Annotated in this window: 14 protein-coding genes; 11 read left to right on the forward strand and 3 right to left on the reverse strand. The window is 68.6% G+C overall.

Annotated features, from left to right (window positions below; translation table 11 throughout):
* Positions 1-102: 102 nt before the first annotated feature.
* The 6 genes from QCE64_RS07160 to QCE64_RS07185 are packed head-to-tail and all read left to right on the forward strand — an operon-like array spanning position 103 to position 10,195.
* Positions 103-2,433 carry a filamentous hemagglutinin N-terminal domain-containing protein gene (locus tag QCE64_RS07160; protein WP_310003219.1) on the forward strand — a complete coding sequence of 777 codons (2,331 nt, stop codon included), beginning with the start codon at positions 103-105 and terminating at the stop codon, positions 2,431-2,433.
* Entirely contained in the window at positions 2,406-4,172 is a 1,767-nt protein-coding gene (locus QCE64_RS07165) for a ShlB/FhaC/HecB family hemolysin secretion/activation protein (protein ID WP_310003220.1), read from the forward strand. Before QCE64_RS07160 ends, QCE64_RS07165 begins: the two co-directional genes overlap by 28 nt.
* 8 nt (positions 4,173-4,180) lie before the next feature.
* Positions 4,181-4,828, forward strand: a complete 648-nt coding sequence (locus QCE64_RS07170) for a FecR family protein (RefSeq protein WP_309930113.1) — start codon at positions 4,181-4,183, stop codon at positions 4,826-4,828.
* Between the two features lie 11 nt (positions 4,829-4,839).
* Complete coding sequence (locus QCE64_RS07175; RefSeq protein ID WP_310003222.1) at positions 4,840-7,116, forward strand: SulP family inorganic anion transporter; 2,277 nt, start codon at positions 4,840-4,842, stop codon at positions 7,114-7,116.
* Complete coding sequence (locus QCE64_RS07180) at positions 7,113-9,356, forward strand: adenylate/guanylate cyclase domain-containing protein (RefSeq protein WP_310003224.1); 2,244 nt, start codon at positions 7,113-7,115, stop codon at positions 9,354-9,356. The genes QCE64_RS07175 and QCE64_RS07180 overlap by 4 nt, the downstream gene beginning before the upstream one ends.
* 29 nt (positions 9,357-9,385) lie before the next feature.
* On the forward strand, positions 9,386-10,195 hold the full coding sequence (locus QCE64_RS07185) for a 3',5'-cyclic-nucleotide phosphodiesterase (RefSeq protein ID WP_310003226.1): 810 nt from the start codon (positions 9,386-9,388) through the stop codon (positions 10,193-10,195).
* Between the two features lie 15 nt (positions 10,196-10,210).
* On the opposite strand, the gene tehA is transcribed toward QCE64_RS07185, so the two are convergent.
* Positions 10,211-11,242 (reverse strand): dicarboxylate transporter/tellurite-resistance protein TehA, encoded by a 1,032-nt coding sequence (tehA, locus tag QCE64_RS07190; protein ID WP_310003228.1) that lies wholly within the window; start codon positions 11,240-11,242, stop codon positions 10,211-10,213.
* A gap of 119 nt (positions 11,243-11,361) precedes the next feature.
* Entirely contained in the window at positions 11,362-12,339 is a 978-nt protein-coding gene (locus tag QCE64_RS07195; RefSeq protein ID WP_310003230.1) for an alpha/beta hydrolase, read from the reverse strand.
* Between the two features lie 135 nt (positions 12,340-12,474).
* On the opposite strand from QCE64_RS07195, the gene QCE64_RS07200 reads away from it, so the two are divergent.
* A complete protein-coding gene (locus tag QCE64_RS07200; protein WP_309916332.1) occupies positions 12,475-12,801 on the forward strand; it encodes a hypothetical protein in 327 nt (108 codons plus the stop codon).
* Between the two features lie 26 nt (positions 12,802-12,827).
* Here the strand turns inward: QCE64_RS07200 and QCE64_RS07205 are convergent, their stop codons facing one another.
* On the reverse strand, positions 12,828-14,306 hold the full coding sequence (locus QCE64_RS07205) for an NCS1 family nucleobase:cation symporter-1 (RefSeq protein ID WP_310003232.1): 1,479 nt from the start codon (positions 14,304-14,306) through the stop codon (positions 12,828-12,830).
* A 219-nt stretch (positions 14,307-14,525) separates the two neighbouring features.
* Between QCE64_RS07205 and QCE64_RS07210 the strand changes: the two genes are divergently transcribed.
* The 4 genes from QCE64_RS07210 to QCE64_RS07225 all read left to right on the forward strand — a co-directional run bounded on the left by QCE64_RS07210 (position 14,526) and on the right by QCE64_RS07225 (position 18,027).
* Positions 14,526-14,696 carry a hypothetical protein gene (locus QCE64_RS07210; protein ID WP_309916338.1) on the forward strand — a complete coding sequence of 57 codons (171 nt, stop codon included), beginning with the start codon at positions 14,526-14,528 and terminating at the stop codon, positions 14,694-14,696.
* Positions 14,697-14,774: 78 nt separating this feature from the next.
* Positions 14,775-15,686: a YihY/virulence factor BrkB family protein gene (locus tag QCE64_RS07215; protein ID WP_309916340.1), complete on the forward strand. Its 912-nt coding sequence runs from the start codon at positions 14,775-14,777 to the stop codon at positions 15,684-15,686.
* A gap of 44 nt (positions 15,687-15,730) precedes the next feature.
* Entirely contained in the window at positions 15,731-16,642 is a 912-nt protein-coding gene (locus tag QCE64_RS07220; RefSeq protein WP_404987306.1) for a DMT family transporter, read from the forward strand.
* Between the two features lie 608 nt (positions 16,643-17,250).
* Positions 17,251-18,027 carry a hypothetical protein gene (locus QCE64_RS07225; protein ID WP_310003234.1) on the forward strand — a complete coding sequence of 259 codons (777 nt, stop codon included), beginning with the start codon at positions 17,251-17,253 and terminating at the stop codon, positions 18,025-18,027.

An 18,027-nucleotide genomic window follows, 5' to 3' on the forward strand; every position in this document is an offset into this window, starting at 1 on the left:
CTAAACGCGTAGTTGCAAGCATGATTCGGAACACTAAACTGCTTGATGATGCGGTCGCGGCGCCCCGGCGCAATGCACTGCAACAGAGAGGAGTCGGCCGACATGTTCAGCACGCTGCTCGCGGGCACCGCATCCCCCACCTTGCGGTTCTGTATTGCCACGTTGCTGGGCGCGGCATGCACGCCCGTCGATGCCGGGCCGAGCGGCGGACGCATCGTCGCGGGCTCGGGGACGATCGGCAGCAGCGGTTCGGCCACCGTCATCCAGCAGGACAGCAGCCGGCTGGGCATCGACTGGAATGCGTTCAGCACCCGCCCCGGCGAATCCGTCACCTTCAATCAGCCCGGCGCGAACGCGATCGCGCTGAACCGCGTCGTCGGGCCACGCCCTTCGCTGCTGTTCGGCAAGCTGAACGCCAACGGGCAAGTGTTCATCGTCAATCCGAATGGCGTGATCTTCGGGCCAGGCGCGCAGGTGAACGTCGGCGGCCTGCTCGCCTCGACGCTCGGCCTGTCCACCCAGGAATTCATGAGCGGCCACTATGCCTTCGCAGCGAGCGATCAGCGGCATGGGTGGGCGCATTGGCATCATCGTCATGGCAATGACGGCGACGGCGCGCCCGTCGTCAATCTCGGCACGCTCACCAGCGCACCCGGCGGCTATGTCGCGCTGGTCGGCGCGCGCGTGATCAACGCCGGCACCATCACAACCCCGGAAGGCGTCACGGCGCTCGCGGCAGGCAGCCGCGTGGCCGTCACACTCGGCGATCACAGCCTGATCGGGCTGTCGGTCGATCAGGGGACGCTGCACGCGCTCGCCGCCAATCACGGACTCATCCAGGCCGATGGCGGCCAGGCCTGGCTCACCGCCCGCGCCGAGGACGCGCTGTTCGGCAGCGTCGTGAACAACAGCGGCGTCATCCAGGCGCGCAGCGTGGTGAATGAAAACGGCGTGATCCGGCTGGTCGCGGAAGGCGGCGTGGCGCGCGTCGGCGGCACGCTCGACGCCTCCGCTCCCAGCGGCGGCAACGGCGGCTCGATAGAGACGGCGGGCACCCAGGTCCGCGTGGCCGACGACGCGCACATCACGACGGCGGCCGCATCGGGCCAGACCGGCACATGGCGTATCGACAGCGGCTTGTCGGCGCGGGTTGGACCGGACGGCGGCTCCGCGTTCGCCCGTCGCTTCGAGACGATGCAAGGCAGCACGCTGGCACGGGCGCTCGCATCGAACAATGTCAGCATCAATGCGGGCGACAGCGTGCTGATCGACGGGCCGGTCGCCTGGAGTGGCTCGAACACGTTGTCACTCGCCGCGCCACGCGGGATTGCGCTGGCCGCGGCCATGACCGCACCGCAGGGCACGCTGGCGATGTCGACGGCCGGCGCCGCCACGCAGCGCGCCGCCATCGCGGTGGCCGGACTTGCGTTGCAAGGGGCCACGGGCGCCTACACGTTCACGAATGCATCGAACAACATCGGCACGCTTGCCGCCGATGCCAACGCGCTCTCCGTCACCAGCGCCACGCCGCTGACGGTCGGCAGCGTCGCCGGATTGACGGGCGTTGCAGCGAGCGGCGCGGTGACGCTGGCGGCGCCGTCGCTGACGCTCGCCGCTCCGGTATCGAGCCGCGCGCCGGGCACGGCGATCACGCTGGCGTCGGCGTCCTTCGACAATCGTGCCGGCGCCCAGGCGCTCTTGACGCCCAATGGCCGCTGGATCGTCTATTCCGATTCCCCGGATGCCGACCGCTTCGGCGGCCTGCAAAGCGGCAATCTCGCGCTCTGGGGCGACGCCTACGACGCCGGCGCCGGCCAGTCGGATACACGCGCCGCGTCGTCCGCGGGCAACCGCTTCGCGTTCGATGCGCTGCAGCAGGTCACGCTGACGGCGCTGAACCTCGACGTGCCATTCGACACGCCGCGCACGCTCGGCCCGAACGACGTGACGATCGCACTGCGCTACGACGGCACGAACTACGGCCACGCGTTCGCGGACAGCCCGACGGTGCACGAGCCGTTCGTCTTCACGGTGACGAGCACGGGCGCTTCGCCTGGTGCTGCGAGCGGCGAATACGCGATCACGGTCACCACGGCCGGCGGCCCGACGGGTTACCGGATCACCACGCAGGGCGGCACGCTGCGGATCGCGGCGGGACCGCCGCCGGAGCCGCCACCGTCCCCGCCGCCACCACAACCTCCACCAGCGACGCCCGATCAGCCGCCTGACGAACCCGCCATCGCGACGGCGGCGACGCTCCCCGGCATCCTCGATTCGGTGCGCACGGACGCCGCGAATCCCGCGCCGCTGTCGGACGCGACGCCGGGCCTCGAACCGCAGTCGGCGCCGCTGGTGCAGCAGCGGTCGGATTCGTCGAGCGACGGCAGCCGTCTGCCGGACGACGCATGGCCCGGTCACGTCTGCCGCATGTGAGGCCCGCGCGCATCCGGCGCCTCGAGCCCTCCACCCGCAGCCGCAGCCGCGCCGGGCGGCGGCGCTTCGCGGCGCTGCTGGCCGCGCTGGTCGCCGCCGGCTTCCGCGACATCCGCGATGCGCGCGCCCAGACGCTGCCGAACGCCGGCACGATCCTGCGGGAACAGCAGCAGCAGACGCCCGCCCCGCCGCCGCCGTCCGATCTGCGCCTGAACGTGACGCCCGCGCCCGCCGCGCCGCAGGAACCGGCGCCGGGCGGCATCCGCTTCGAGGTCAAGGGCTTCGAGTTCAGCGGCAATACGGTCTTTTCGTCGGCGCAATTGCTCGACGCGGTGCGTCCGCTGATCGGCCCGAACCGTTCGCTCGACGATCTCGACAACGCCGCCGACCGCATCAGCGCGTTCTACCGCCAGCACGGCTATCTGGTGGCGCGCGGCACCGTGCCGCCGCAGCAGATCGACCATGGCATCGTGCGCATCGCGGTGAGCGAGGGGCATTACGGGCGCATCGGCATCGACAACCGTTCGCGCACCCGGGACGCGGTGCTCGAACGCTTCCTCACGCCCTTGCACAGCGGCGACGTGATCGACGAGCACGCGCTCACCCGCGCGACGCTGCTCGCGCAGGACGCCGCCGGCGCCACCGGCGCGAACGCGACGATTGCACCGGGCCTCCTGCCGGGCACCTCCGACCTCACCTTGCAGATGCCGCCGGCGCCGGCGCTGTCGGGCAGCGTGCAGGCCGACAACTTCGGCCAGACGACGACCGGCACCGCGCGGCTCATCGGCGCGCTGCAGTGGAACAATCCGCTCGGCATCGGCGACCAGCTGGGCGCGCGGCTGCTCGGCTCGATCACCGGGCAGTTCTACGGCAATCTCGGCTATACGGTGCCGCTCGGCGGCAGCGGGCTCATCTGGGGCGCCGGCTATACGCGCTCGACCTATTCGGTGGGCGGCCAGTTCGACGATCTCGACGCCTACGGCAGCGCCAATGTGTGGTCCACCTTCCTGAGCTACGCGCTGCTGCGCGCGCCCGCGGCGAACGTGTACGCGACGCTCGGCTACGATCACAAGCTGCTGTCGGATCATCTGGGCGCGTTCGATTCCGTCGACGACAAGAACAGCGACGTCGCGCGCCTTGCGCTGTCGGGCAACCTGACGCTCGAAAAGAGCATCACGACCTTCGATCTCGGCGCCCAGCACGGCAACCTGCGTTTCAAGTCGCCGCAGCCGGGACAGGCCGCCGCGCAGATCGCGGGTTCGTTCTCGAAATTCGTGTTCGCGCTGACGCACACCCAGGTGCTGGGCGCGCAGGCCAACGGGACTCAGTTGTACTTCTCGCTGAACGGCCAGGCGAGCTCGCGCAACCTCGACTCCTCCGAGCAGATCTCGCTGGGCGGGCCGTACGCGGTGCGCGCCTACGCCACCGGCGACGCGCCCGTCGACGAGGCCTACATCGCGAGCCTGGAACTTCGCCAGGGCGTGCCGCAGACGCTCGTGCCGGTGCGCGTCACGCTGAGCGCTTTCGCCGACACCGCCGACGGCAAGGTCGTCGCGCATCCGGTCGTGCCGGGCAGCAATCATGTGCGGCTCTCGGGCCTGGGCGTCGGCGCTAGCGTGGCCGCCCCGCACGATCTCCTGCTGTCGATGTCCTGGGCGCATACGCTCGGCTACGTGCCGGCGACGCTCGGCACCGGCCACGCGAACCGCTTCTGGGTCGCGCTCACCAAATCGTTCTGAGACCGGCCATGGCGCGCGTCCTCATCTTTCTGCTGTGTCTGCTCTTCGCGCTGAGCGCGCGTGCCGAGGAAAGCCGCACGGTCGCGACCATCAAGGCGCTGGTCGGCAACGTCGCGATCCAGTCGGCGAACGGCGCGCAGCGTGTGGCGGCCGCAGGCGGCGAAATCGACAACGGCGACACGGTGCAGACCGGTGTCGGCGCCGAGATCGTGATGATCTTCACCGATGGCCAGCGCGTGTACCTGAAGCCGGGCTCCGTCTTCCGGGTCGACGACTTCAACTATGCCGCCGGCGCGCCGCAGCAGGACCGCAGCTTCCTGTCGCTGGTGAAGGGCGGACTGCGCGCGGTGGACGGGCTGGTCGCGAAACAGGGCAAGCCGGAGAACTATCGCGTGAAGACGCCGACCTCGACCATCGGCATTCGCGGCACCGAATATTCCGTCACCGATTGCGCCGATGTCGAACCCGGCAGCAACGCGAACTGCAAGGGCGAGCAGATCGTCGTGTACGACGGCCAGATCGTGGTGCTCAACCAGGTCGACAGGCAGATCGTGCGCGCGGGCGAAGGCACGATCGTCGTCAGTCCGCGACTGCCCTTCGGCGTGCTGCCGGCCTCGCGCGTGACGCCGGTGGTGCCGTCGGCGGCCTGCCGCTAGCGGAGGGCGCGATGAGCGAGCACCCGGGCCCCGATCCCGCATTGCTGCGGCCCGCGCGCGCCGCGCGGCCGGCGGCGGCGTTGGCGCTGGCGGCGCTCGGCACCGACACGCTGGCCGCGCTGCTCACGGCGCTGATCGCGCTGTCGTACGCCGCCGGCTACGGCGCGATGATCTTCTCCGCCGGCCTCTCGCCATGGCTGCCGGCCGGCATGCCCACCGCGCTGCTGAGCTGTGTGCTCGTCGCCCTGGTGGTGTCGCTGACGAGCTCGGTGCCGTTCGTGATCGCCGGGCCCGATTCCAACGCCACCGCGCTGCTGGCGCCGCTCGCCGCGGGCATCGCGTTGTCGGTGCATGCGGCGGGCGGCGACGATGAAGCCGTGCTCGCCACGGTGCTGATGCTGATCGCGGTGTCGTCGCTGGCGACCGGCGCGCTGCTGTTCGCGCTGGCGCACTGGAAACGCGGCAATGCGATCCAGTACATCCCGTTTCCGGTGATCGGCGGCTTTCTGGCGGGCACCGGCCTGCTGCTGCTCGAAGGCGCGCTGCGCGTGCTGACCGACGTGCCCGTCGGCCTCGCGACGCCGCTCATTGTCATGCAGTTGCCGTGGCTCGCGAGCGTGCCGGCGCTCGTGGTCGGCCTGGGCCTGCTGGTGCTGACGCGCATCACGCGGCCGTCGCGCTACGCGATCATCCTGCCGTCGATGATGGCGCTCGGCATCGCGCTCTTCTATTTCGGGCTGGCCGCGTCGGGCAAGCATCTCGAAGACGCGCGGCGCATGGGCCTGCTGTTCCGCTACGAACCGCTGTCCGGCATGCGCCTGCCGGTCGCGCTGATTCACGTCGCCTGGCTGCCGATGCTATGGTCGCGCGCACTCGACATCGTCGCCATCGCGGCGGTCTCGTCGATGACCGTCCTGCTCAACGCGACGAGCATCGGCGTCACCACGTCGCGCGACATCGACTTCAATCGCGAGATGCGCGCGGCCGGTCTCGCGAATCTGTTGACCGGGCTGGCGGGCGGGCTGGTCGGCGCGCAATCGATGACGCGCACCATGACCAACTGGCGGCTCGGCGTGCGCGAGCGGCGCGCGGGCGTGCTGGCCGCGCTGCTCTCGCTCGCCGTGATCGCGTTCTTTCCGAGCATGATGACGCTCCTGCCGAAGCCGGTGCTGGTCGGGCTGCAACTGTTCATCGGCGCGGCGATGCTGATCGAATGGCTCGTCATGTCCATCCGGCGCCTGCCGTGGCACGACTACCTGCTGATTCCCGCGATCATGGTCTGCATCGCGGTCTACGGCATCACGGCGGGCGTCCTGCTCGGCATCGTCGCGGCGTGTCTGCTGTTCGTGGTGCGCTACGGGCGCGTCAATTGCCTGCGCCGCGAATTCGACGGCCGTGGACGGCGTTCGAACGTCGAGCGCGGCGTCGATGACACCCGGCTGCTCGATGCCCACGCGCATGCGCTCTATGGCGTCGCGCTGCAGGGCTTCCTGTTCTTCGGCACGGCGCACTCGATCCTCGCGCATATCCGCGGGCGCATCGAAGCGCCGGAGGGCACGTCGAAGGAGCCGGGCGTGCGCTACGTGCTGGTGGATTTCGCGCGCGTGCATGGCGTCGATGCATCGAGCGCCGCGAGCTTCGTGCGGCTGCGTCAGGCCTGCGGACGCGTGCGTGCGCAGATTGTGCTGACGGGTCTGTCTCCCGCGCTGCGCAGCTGGCTGGCGCGTGATGCCACGCATGCAAACGACCCGAACGGCCCCGGCAGCCCGCATGTCTTCGACGACCTGGACGGCGGCCTCGAATGGATCGAGACACAGATCCTGCGCGACGCGCGCGGCGCCGCGTCTGCGTGCGCTGCGCCTGCCGCCAGCGAGACCTTCGTCTCGACGCTGCCCGCCACGCTCGACGCGCTGCGTCCGCATCTCGACACGCTCCGGCTCGCGCCCGGCGACTACCTGTTCCGCCAAGCCGATCCCGGCGATTCCATCTACTTCGTCGAGACCGGGCGCGTGACCGTGGCGCTCGCGCTCGGCGACGGCCACACGCTGCGGCTGAGGAGCTTCGGTGCGGGGACCATCGTCGGGGAAATGGCGGTGTACACGGGCGCGCAACGCAGCGCGGATGTCGTCGCCGACGCGCCCACGGTCGTCTCGCGGCTGGCGCTGACGACGCTCCGGCGTCTCGAGGACGAAGACCCCGCGCTCGCGGCGCGCATGCACAAGTTCGCCGCGCGCGTGCTGGCGGCGCGGCTCGGCGCGGCCAACGAGCAGTTGCGGGCGGCGCAATGAGGCGCCGCCGGCGCGCGGACCGCGAGCCCTTCGCTTTCGTGCTGAAACGCGCGGGCGGGCGCTGGGCGCTGGGTGTGGCGATCGTCATCGGGTTCGCGGCGCACGCGCTGTCGCTTTATCCGCTGCGTTTCGTCGATACCCTCGACGCCCTGATCTACGACACCCAGTTGCGCCTCTTCATGCCGCGCACGACGGACGCGCGCATCGCCATTCTCGACATCGACGAGAAGAGCCTCGCGGAACTCGGCCGCTGGCCGTGGAGCCGCGCGCGCATGGCGGAACTCGTCGAGACGCTGTTCGAGCGCGAGCATGTCGCGGTGCTCGGTTTCGACATGGTGTTCGCCGAGCCGGATGCGAGTTCAGGCCTCGCCGTGCTCGACGGCCTCGCGCGCGGCGCGCTCGCCGGCGACGCGGACTACCGCGCGGCGCTTGCGGCGCTGGCGCCGACCCTCGACTACGACCAGCGCTTCGCCGCCACGCTCGCGCGCCATCCCGTCGTGCTCGGCTATTACTTCGCGAACCAGGATGCGTCGAGCGGCGCGATCCCGGCGCCGCTGCTGCACGCGGGCGCGTTCGGCGCGCATCCGTTCACGCTGTTCGACTGGACCAGCTATGGCGGCAACCTGCCCGCGCTGCAAACGGCGGCGCGGCGCGCGGGTTACTTCAACCCGGTGATCGACTTCGATGGCGCCGTGCGGCGCGTGCCGCTCGTGACCGCTTATCGCGACGGCGTGTATGGCGCGCTGTCGCTCGAAGTGCTGCGGGCGCTGTACGGCGACGCCGCCGTGCGCCCGCTGTTCGATGACCCCGCCGACGCGAGCGCGCCGCTGTCCGGCCTTGCATTGACGACGCCGCGCGGCACCCGCGCGATACCGCTCGATGAAAACGGCGCGGCGCTCGTGCCGTATCGCGGCGGCGCGGGCAGCTTCCCGTATTACTCGATCGCCGACGTGCTCGCGCGGCGCATTCCGGCGGGCGCGCTGGCGGGCCGCATCGTGCTGGTCGGCACGACCGCGCCGGGCCTGATGGATCAGCGCACGACGCCGGTGGGCGAGGTGTATCCGGGCGTCGAGGTCAACGCGAGCCTGATCAGCGGCATGCTCGACGGCGCCATCCGCTTCCAGCCGCCCTTCGCCGCCGCGTTGCAGGCGGTCGCGCTGGCGGTTGCGGGACTCGCGATGATTTTCGTATGGCCGTGGCACGGTCCCGCGCGCGCGACGCTCTGCACCGTGCTGTTGCTCGCGGCGTTCGTCGCCGCCGATCTCTATGCGTTCGCGCGCCTCGACTGGTTCATTCCGATGGGCTCGCTGCTGCTCGCCATCGTCGCGCTCCATGCGCTCAACATGTCGTACGGCTATTTTGTGGAGGCGCGAGCCAAACGCCGCTTCGCCGCGCTGTTCGGCCAGTACGTGCCGCCCGAACTGGTCGAGGAAATGAGCCGGCATCCGGAGGACTACAGCATGGTGGGACGCCGTGCCGAACTGACGGTGCTGTTCTGCGACGTGCTGGGTTTCACGGCCATCGCCGAGACGCTGGAGCCGGAAGCGCTCGCGCGCCTGATGAACGAGTATCTCGGCACCATGACCGAAGTGATCCGCGCGCATCGCGGCACGCTCGACAAGTACATGGGCGATGCGATCATGAGCTTCTGGGGCGCGCCCGTCGACGACCCGGCGCACGCGCGTCACGCGGTGGCGGCGGCGCTCGGCATGCGTGCGGCGCTGGTGGAACTGAACCGTACGCTGAGCGCGCGCGGCTGGCCGACGCTGTGGATCGGCATTGGCATCAATACCGGGCCGATGACGGTCGGCGACATGGGCTCGCCGGTGCGCAAGGCCTATACGGTGATGGGCGATGCGGTGAACGTCGCGGCGCGGCTCGAAGGCCTGACGCGGCGTTTCGACATCGACATCATCGTCGGCGAGGCGACGCGCGCGCAGGTGCCCGATGTCGTGTTTCGCGAGCTGGACCGCGTGCGCGTGCGGGGCCGCGTGGCACCGATCGCCGTGTTCGAGCCGCAGCCGCCGCAGCATGACGCCGAGGCGCTCGCGCGCTGGCACGCGGCGCTGTCGCATTACCGCGCGCGCGAGTGGGACGCAGCGCAGGCGCGGCTCGATGCGCTGGCGACGCAGTATCCCGGGCAGCAGCTGTATGCGCTGTATCGCAGGCGGGTCGAGACGCTGCGCGGGGCCGAGCTGCCCGCCGACTGGGACTGCGTCAGCGCATTCGATACGAAGTGATTTCCTGCAGTCTTCAACTGGGCCGCATCATGAAAGTTCGGGTACTCGGCTGTAGCGGTGCGATCAATGGCGGCGGTGGCGGTGGCGGTGGTAATGGCTCCGACCACGATCCGGGTGGCACCACGGCGCTGCTCGTGGACGACGATCTGCTGATCGATGCGGGCACGGGCGTCGCCGTGCTCGCCGACGAAGCCCTCGCACGCATCGATCACGTGTTCCTCACGCATTCGCATCTGGATCACATCGCGTATCTGCCGCTGATGATCGATGCCGTCGGCGAAGCGCGCAGTGCACCCGTCACCGTGCATGCGAGCCGCGCGACGCTCGACATCCTGCACGCTCACATCTTCAACAATCTGATCTGGCCGGACTTCACGCGGATTCCATCGGCGGCGGCGCCCGCGGTGCGCTTCGAGGCGCTGGAAGCGGGCGGGAGCGTGGTGCTCGACGGGCGCACCGTGACCGCCCTGCCCGCATACCATACGGTGCCGTCCACCGGCTTCGCGCTGACGGGCGCCGCGGCGAGTCTCGCCTTCAGCGGCGACACGACGACGCATCCCCCGTTCTGGGCCGCCGTGCGCATGCTGCCGGGCTTGCGTTACGTGATCGTCGAGACGGCGTTTCCCGATGCGCAGATCGACCTGGCGCGGATCGCGCATCACTATTGCCCGAGCCTGCTCGCCGCCGATCTGCGCGGCATTGGCCCTGGCTTCCAGGCCGAACTGCTGATTTCGCATCTGAAGCCGCCGCACGGCGCGCAGATTCTCGATGAACTGCGCGCCGCGCTGCCGGATCTCGCGTTGCGTGCGCTGCGCGCGGGCGAGGTGCTTGAACTGTGACGAGCGTCGCCGCGTTCAATGCGGGAGCGCGGCGGCGCGGTTGTTGATCGGCCGGGCCGGGCTGCTGGCGCCGGCGGCCGCCGGCATCAGTTCGCCCCGCACGATGGCCCGCACCGTTCCCGCGATCAGCAGTCCGATCACCACATTCGACAGCACGAAGGCCACCGGCGCGAGCCATTCGAGCGGTCCCGTGGCGCCGCGTTCGAGCATGCGCAGCATGAGCGTCGGCAAGGCGGCGGCGCCGAAGCTCACGGCCCAGTAGGCGGGCGTGAAGCCGCGCTGACGGATCCACGGAACCAGCCGGATCAGCAGCAAGGCCTGATAGAGCCCGTAGCCGAGCAGCATCCAGGCGAACACATCGGGTACGCCGTGCGTGATCGCGAGATAACTCACACCGCCGACGACGGGCGGCGCCAGCTGGATCCCGAGACTCGGACGCATTGCCTCCGGCAAGGGTTCATGCACGGCGGCGCGATGCAGCACGATGGATTCGATCGCTATCCACGAAAACACGCCTGCGCCGAAGAACAGCGCGCCGAGTTGCGTGAAGCCGAGACTCGCAGCGGCCGTGCCGGCGACGAAGCTCGGCGCGACGGTCGGCAGGTAGATGGCGGGCGTGCTCAGTTCGGGCTTGCGGCCGCCTTGCCAGAATCGTCCGTGCAGCCAGACCCCGAGCGCGAGCTGCGCGATCACGCCCAGCGTGAAGAGCGCGATGGCGAGATCGCGCGAATAGACCTGCACCGCTTGCGCGGCAAGCAGCGCGGACACGGGCACGAGCGCCGCGAACGAGGACTGCACCGGATGCTGCAATTCGGTGAGCGCCGCCGCGCGCGCGACGCGCCACGTGCGGGCGTAGGCGATCAGAACCACCAGCAGGACGGCAAGCGCGGCGGCGGTGAGGAATGCCGGGATGACATCGGGAATCGTCCAGACGCGTGCGGCGGCGCGCCACGCGCCTGCGAAGGCCAGTGCGCCGACCGGGATGCCGAAGAACGCCACCGGCATCGGCGCGGGCTGGGGTGTTGCGCTGTTGCTGTTGCTGTTCATTGCTCTTCTCCTGGAAGTCGATGGAGAGAGCTTAGGAGCGCAGCGCTCCGGGTTGAATGTCGCGGAGGATCGTTGGTCTGCTCGGGCGTCTCAATTCGCTCCGTCCGATCCCGCGCCCGTCACCGCCCGACGAACGCATCCACATGCCGCGCCAGCTCCAGCGGATACTGGAACATCAGCGCGTGCCCCGCATCCGCCACGACGTCGAGCCGCGAACGCGGAATCATCTGCTCGAGCGCCCGGCCATTGGCGTCGGGCAGCACCGCGTCGTCCGCGCCCTCGATGATCAGCGTGCGCACCGGCGAGCGCCGCAATGCCGCGGCGGCGGTGTGATCGGCGAACCAGCCCTGCATCGCCCGGTCCTGCTGCACCGCGACCGCGTCCGGCACCGGCCGGCCCTTGTAGCCCGGCGGCGCGAACATGTCGCCGACGAAGCAGCGCGACGCATCCGCCACCGCGTCGGCGGGAAACAGCACGCCCATGATGCGCGCAAAGGCGTCCTTGCCCCCGCCCGACAGGACCGAGAGCACCTCGGGCGGCGTCGGCACCGCATCGGGCCCGGGCGGCGCGGTGGCGATCAGCGTGAGCGAGGCGACCTTGTCGCGCGCATCGAGTGCGAGCTGCTGCGCGATCATGCCGCCCATCGACCAGCCGACCACATCGACCTGCGACAGCTTCAGGCCCGCGATGACATCGGCGGCATCGGCGGCCATGTCGCGGATCGAATAGTCCGGGCTGTAGCGTCCATCGACGATCGTCGAAGCGCCGATGCCGCGATTGTCGAAGACGATCACGTCGCGATGCTTCGCGAGTTCGCCCAGAAAATACGCGTTCCATTCGCCGAGCGTCGCGCGATAGCCGGTGATCAGCAGGAGCGGCCTGCCGTGCCCGAACCGCGCATAGCCGATCGGCCCGTTGCGGCCCTGCACCGTGCCCTGTTTCGCTGCGGGCGGCTGGTCGGGACGCGCGCTGTGCAGGCCGCACAACTGGTCGGGGCCGAACGAGACATTCTCGGCGGACGCGGACGGCACGAACCCCACGCAGGCGGCAATGACCAGGCACGACGACAGGACACGGGCAAGCGGCACGGCTTTCATCCAATGCTCCAGAGTGAGGTCAACGGCTGACGCGCGCAGGGTTCGAACAAAAAGCCGACGCACGTCGTGACAGCGGGGAATAATAGGCGGCGGATCACGCGCCTTCAACAAGAGCTTAAAACCGGAGTTCCAACGATGATGACCCGACTCGTCCACTCGTGCCTTCTTCCCGCTGCCGCCGCGCTGCTGCTCGCCGCGTGCAGCACGCCGGTCGAATTCTCGGCGACGGCCAGCCCGCCGCCCTGGAACGACAGCGGCGACGCCGACTTCACCGGCATGGACAGCGCGATGTCCGCCTGCAAGGCCGCCGCGAAGCAGGCCGGCGCGGGCCGCTGCACGCAGATCCGCGCCTATGAGGCGTGCATGAAGACGAAGAGCTATATCACCGTGCTCGGGCCGGAGAACCCGCCGAACTGCGGCCAGCCCGACTGGGAGCAGGACGTGCGCAAATGGATCAAGTGAGGCCGGTCAGGTGCGCTCAGGTGCGCTCAGGTGCGATGGGCGAGGCGCATGAACAGCACATAGAGCAGCGCGCCCGCCGCCGCGCCGATCAGCCAGCCGAGATTGTTGGGCGGCAGGAGCTTGAGCATCTGCGTCGAGAGCTCCCAGCCGACCGACACGATCCCTGACAACACCAGCGCCGCCAGCCCGACCTTGTTCCAGCCGCCGTCATAGTGGAAGCGTCCGCCGGGCTGCATCGTGTAGAGATCGGCGGTCTGCACCTGCTGGCGCTTGATGAGGTAATAGTCGGACATCATGACGCCGTACATCGGCGCGAGCACCGCGCCGAACACCGACACGAAAATGGTGATGGCCTTGGGGCTGTCGACGAAGATCCACGGACACACCATCACCGCGAGCACCGACGCGATCAGCCCGCCCTTCTTGAAGTCCACGTGCTTCGGAAACAGATTGGCGATGTCGTAGGCCGGCGAAACGAAGTTGGCGACGATGTTGATGCCCATCGTCGCGATGATGAAGGTAATGCTGCCGATCGCGACCCACACCTTGTTCTCGATGCGCGAGACGATCTCGACCGGGTCCATGATCATCGTGCCGAAGACCTTCTCACTGCCCGCGGTGACGATCACCGTGATGATCGCGAACGCGACGAAGTTGAACGGCAGGCCCAGGAAGTTGCCGACCTTCATCTGCCGCTCGCTCTTGGCGAAGCGCGAGAAGTCGCCGAAGTTGAGCAGCAGCGCCGCGAAGTAGCTCACCACGAGCAAGGTGGCGTTGATCATCGCGTGGAGTTGTTCGTCGCCGGACAGGACCTTGCCCGACAGCGTGAGATTGAGACTGCCGAGACCGGCGTGATAGAGGATCCAGCCCATCAGCACGAACATCACGACGTACACCGCCGGCCCGCAGAAATCGATGAACTTGCGGATGATCTCCATGCCGCGCTGGAAGATGATGAGCTGCAGGAGCCACATGAAGAGGAAGCTCACCCAGCCGAGCATGTCGAGCCTGAGAAAGCTGGTGTCGCGCCACGCGGCCACCGACGGCACGAACAACAGCAGCAGCGTGGCCACGGCCTTCGATGCAAAGTAGGTCTGCACGCCATACCACACTATTCCTACCACGCCGCGAATCAGCGCCGCGAGATTCGCGCCCATCACGCCCATCGAGACGCGGGCCATCACCGGGAACGGTATGCCGTGCACGAGGCTCGGCTTGCCGACCCAGTTCATCAGCACATACACGACCAGGATGCCGATGGTCAGCGCGAGCAGCACTTGCCAGCCGGAGATGCCGAGCAGGAACAGGCTTGCGGCAAACGTATAGCCGCCGACGCTGTGCACATCCGACATCCACATCGCGAAGATGCTGTAGCCGTTCCAGGTGCGCTTCGAGCGCGGCACGGGCGCGAGATCGTGGTTGTAGAGCCGCTCGTCGGCGTCGACGATCTCGGTGTCGGCGCCAGGCAGCGCGGCATGGGCGGAGCTTGCAGGGGTGGCTGACATGGCGTCCTCCTGGACCGATACGGAAGCGGACTGTCGAACTGCCCGGAGCATGAATCGGGGCACAAATCGCGGCACGGCTCAAGGGCAAGAGTAGTTCATCCACTGGCGAAGGTGAACCGGACATCGACAGTGCTTACTGCGGCTTTCACCGCGTTAAAGTCCGATCGTGCCCTTGCCGTTATGCACACCATGAGAAAAAGACGCCTCCCCTCCCGCGACATGAACAACGCCTTCTCCGCCGCCGCCGAAGCGCTGGCGCTGTTCTGCCGCCTGCGTAATATCGACGCCACCGAACTGCCCGCCGAAGACGTCGATACCCTCCTCGATCTCGCTTTCGAAGAAGCCGCGCAACTGGCCGCGGCACGCAGCGAGGCACGCCGGACTAGCTGACAGCGATCGAGCCTTCGCGACAGGCGTGGAACTTGCTCGTCGGCAAGGGATGCGCAGTGCGCGCCGCGCGGAGGTGGCATGTCCCGGATTCTCGGCCCGGTACTGGGCCCGCAAGTACGTAGTGTCGCGCGTCATCCGTTCGGTTTCGCGCTGCGCACGCTGAAGGCCTTCCGCGCGAACCAGGGCGTATTGCTGGCAGGCGCGGTGGCGTATTACGCGCTGCTCTCCATCGTCCCGCTGCTGATCCTGATCGTCATCGTGCTGTCGCGTTTCGTCGGACAGCAGGAATTGCTCGACACCCTCGCTCATCTGCTCGAATGGCTCGTGCCGGGACAGGCGCGCGCGATCGTGCGCGAGCTGGCCAATTTCCTCGCGCATCGCGCGGTGCTCGGCTGGGTGCTGCTCGTCACGATGATCTTCTTCAGCTCCCTCGCCTTCACCGTGCTGGAGAACGCGATGTCGGTGATCTTCGTGCATCGCGTCGCGATCCGGCGCCGCCATTTCCTGCTCTCCGCCTTGCTGCCTTATTGCTACATCCTGTTCCTGGGCGTCGGCATGCTGATCGTCACCTTCGTCTCCAACGGACTCCAGGCGATGGGCAGCAACTCCATCGACCTGCTCGGCATCGAGGTGTCGCTCAAGGGCGTGTCGCGGCTGCTGCTCTATCTGCTCGGCTTCGCGGGCGAGGTCTTCGTGCTCACGTCGATCTATCTCGTGATGCCGGTCGGACGCCCTTCGCTGCGGCTCGCGCTGCTCGGCAGCGTCGTCGCGGCCGTGCTGTGGGAAATCACGCGGCACGTGCTCGTGTGGTACTTCGCGACGCTCTCGCAGGTCAGCGTGGTCTACGGCTCGCTGACGACGTCGATCGTCGTGCTGTTCAGCCTCGAAGCACTGGCGACACTGTTGCTGTTCGGCGCGCAGGTCATCTCCGAGTTCGAGCGCTTCGGCCACGACGCCGATACGCCGCCGCGAGGCTTCACCACGGATTGAGCATGCGTGCGCTACAGTGAAGCGCCCCGTCCTCCGTGCCGCCGATGTCCAAGCCCCGTTCCGATGCCGCCTCCCGCGCGGGCTCGTCACGCTCGCCACCGAACGCGCGCGTGGCCGTTTTGACGTGCAGCGCGATGCTCGCCTTCGCCGGCAACTCGCTGCTGTGCCGGCTCGCGCTGAAGGGCACGCAGATCGACGCGGCCACCTTCACGCTGGTGCGCATCGCTTCGGCGGCGCTGTTGCTCGCGGCGATCCTGATGGCGCGCGGCCGTGACCGGCACGCCGAAGCGGCGCGCGCCGGCAGCTGGATGTCCGCGCTCGCGCTGATCGTCTATGCCGCGATGTTTTCCTATGCGTATGTGCGGCTCCCGGCCGGCACCGGCGCGTTGCTGCTTTTCGGCGCCGTGCAGGCGACGATGATCGGCTATGGCCTCGCGACAGGAGACCGGCTCGCACCCGCACAATGGCTCGGGCTGTCGCTCGCGCTCGCCGGGCTCGTCTGGCTCGTGCTGCCGGGACTGACGGCGCCAGACCCGCCGTCGTCGGCGCTCATGATCGCGGCGGGCGTCGGCTGGGGCGTGTACTCTCTGCGCGGGCGCGGCCTCGCCGATCCGGTCGCGGCCACCGCCGGCAACTTCCTGCGCGCGCTGCCGTTCGCGGCGGCGGTTTTCATCGCAGCGCTCGCGCTCCAGCAGGCCCGCTTCGACGCCGCCGGCCTCGGTTACGCCGCGGCCTCCGGTGCGCTGACCTCCGGCCTTGGCTATGTCGCCTGGTATGCAGCGCTCAAAGGCCTCAAGCCCGCGACGGCCGCGACCGTGCAACTGAGCGTACCGGTCATCACGGCGGTCGGCGGCGTGCTGCTGCTCGGCGAAACGCTCGGAGCGCGGCTCGTGACGAGTTTGATTGCCATACTCGGCGGCATCGCACTTGTCGTGATGACCCGACGAAATACCTGAAAGCTCATCGTTATGGTCATCCCGAATGATGAAACTTCGGGAATCCATGTGAACTTTTAACAATTCCGGGCCACGAATGCCCATGCGTCTCGTGAAGCCCGCGAGCCGCACGATTCGTATGTGCGCCAGCTCACATACGCCCGGCGTGGTCCTCTGAAGAATGACGTATGCGGAGCACTCCATTTTTGGGGCTGGAACGAAGCCTGCTATGTAGATTGGCTGGAGATATTTCGTTGTCGTGTCGCGCGATGCGGGACGCCCTGAGCAAAGGGCTTGCCAGACGGTGTCAGATCCACCGGTCCCGATCGAGCGAGATACATTCCGCCGTTTTGTTCGACTGTCCGATGCCGCCAGATCCATGGCGAGACCGGACGGCAGTTGTATTGATCGGCTTACTGATCCGCTAAACGAGCGCCGGCCGGAGCGGCCGGCCCGGCGATGCCGCGTTCCGCGCATGAGTCATCTGCGCTGAACCGGGCGATGGCAGCACCGTTCCTGCTTCGGCTGATTCCGGTGCGAGTGCCCGTCGTCCCGTGCGGCTGCCTGACCGGGCGTGCGCGCTGCCATGGCGCCCGCCGTCTGACCCATACGTTCTGGAGAGTGCTGACATGCCTCACCATGCTGAGCTACCCCCCGAGGAGCGTTTCGAGGCCCATCCCGGCCCGGCGAACGATCCGAGCGTCATCAACCTGTCTCCGCCCGAGCCCGACTTCGGCGATGAACCCTCGCCCGTGCGCGCGCCCTTGCGCTTCGGGCGGCTCGCGCTGTGGATGGCGTCCGCGAGTGCCCTCGGCATCGGCGTGCTGGGAACCGTGGGCTACGGCATGTGGTTCAACCACGACCAGCGCGTCTACGCGGAAGCGATGGCGAGCGCGCGCAAGACGCTCGGCATCGAGCAGCCGGTGATCGCCGCGCAAACGCAGTCGGCGGGTGTCGTGGAGGCAACCGGAACCGCGCCCGCCGTGTATGTGGGCAACACGAGCGGCGATGCATCGGCGAACGTGACCGCGACGCCGCTCGACACGGCCTCGCCGTCCACGGATGCGCCGACGACCCTCGCTGCCGCCACCGCCGACGACCCTGCACAGGATGTAGCCGGCACCACGGAACTCGCGACGGCCACCGCGCTTGCCGCGACGCCCCGAAGCACCGCGCCCGCACAAATCGCCGCGACGACGCGCCGCGCCAACGGCGCCGCGGTCCAGCAAACGGCCCAGACCAGCAGTCGCGCGCCGCAGGCCAACCAGGCCAGCGCGGCGCGCCGGCACAGCGCGCACGCCAAGCCCGAGGGCGGACTGTTTGCGCGCGTCGGCGCGTTCTTTCATCGAGTGAGCTATCGACACAATGTTCCGACCCGTCAGCGAGAGGAGTATTCCCGTCCCTGA

The organism is Caballeronia sp. LZ043 (assembly GCF_031451075.1).
Taxonomy (GTDB): domain Bacteria; phylum Pseudomonadota; class Gammaproteobacteria; order Burkholderiales; family Burkholderiaceae; genus Caballeronia.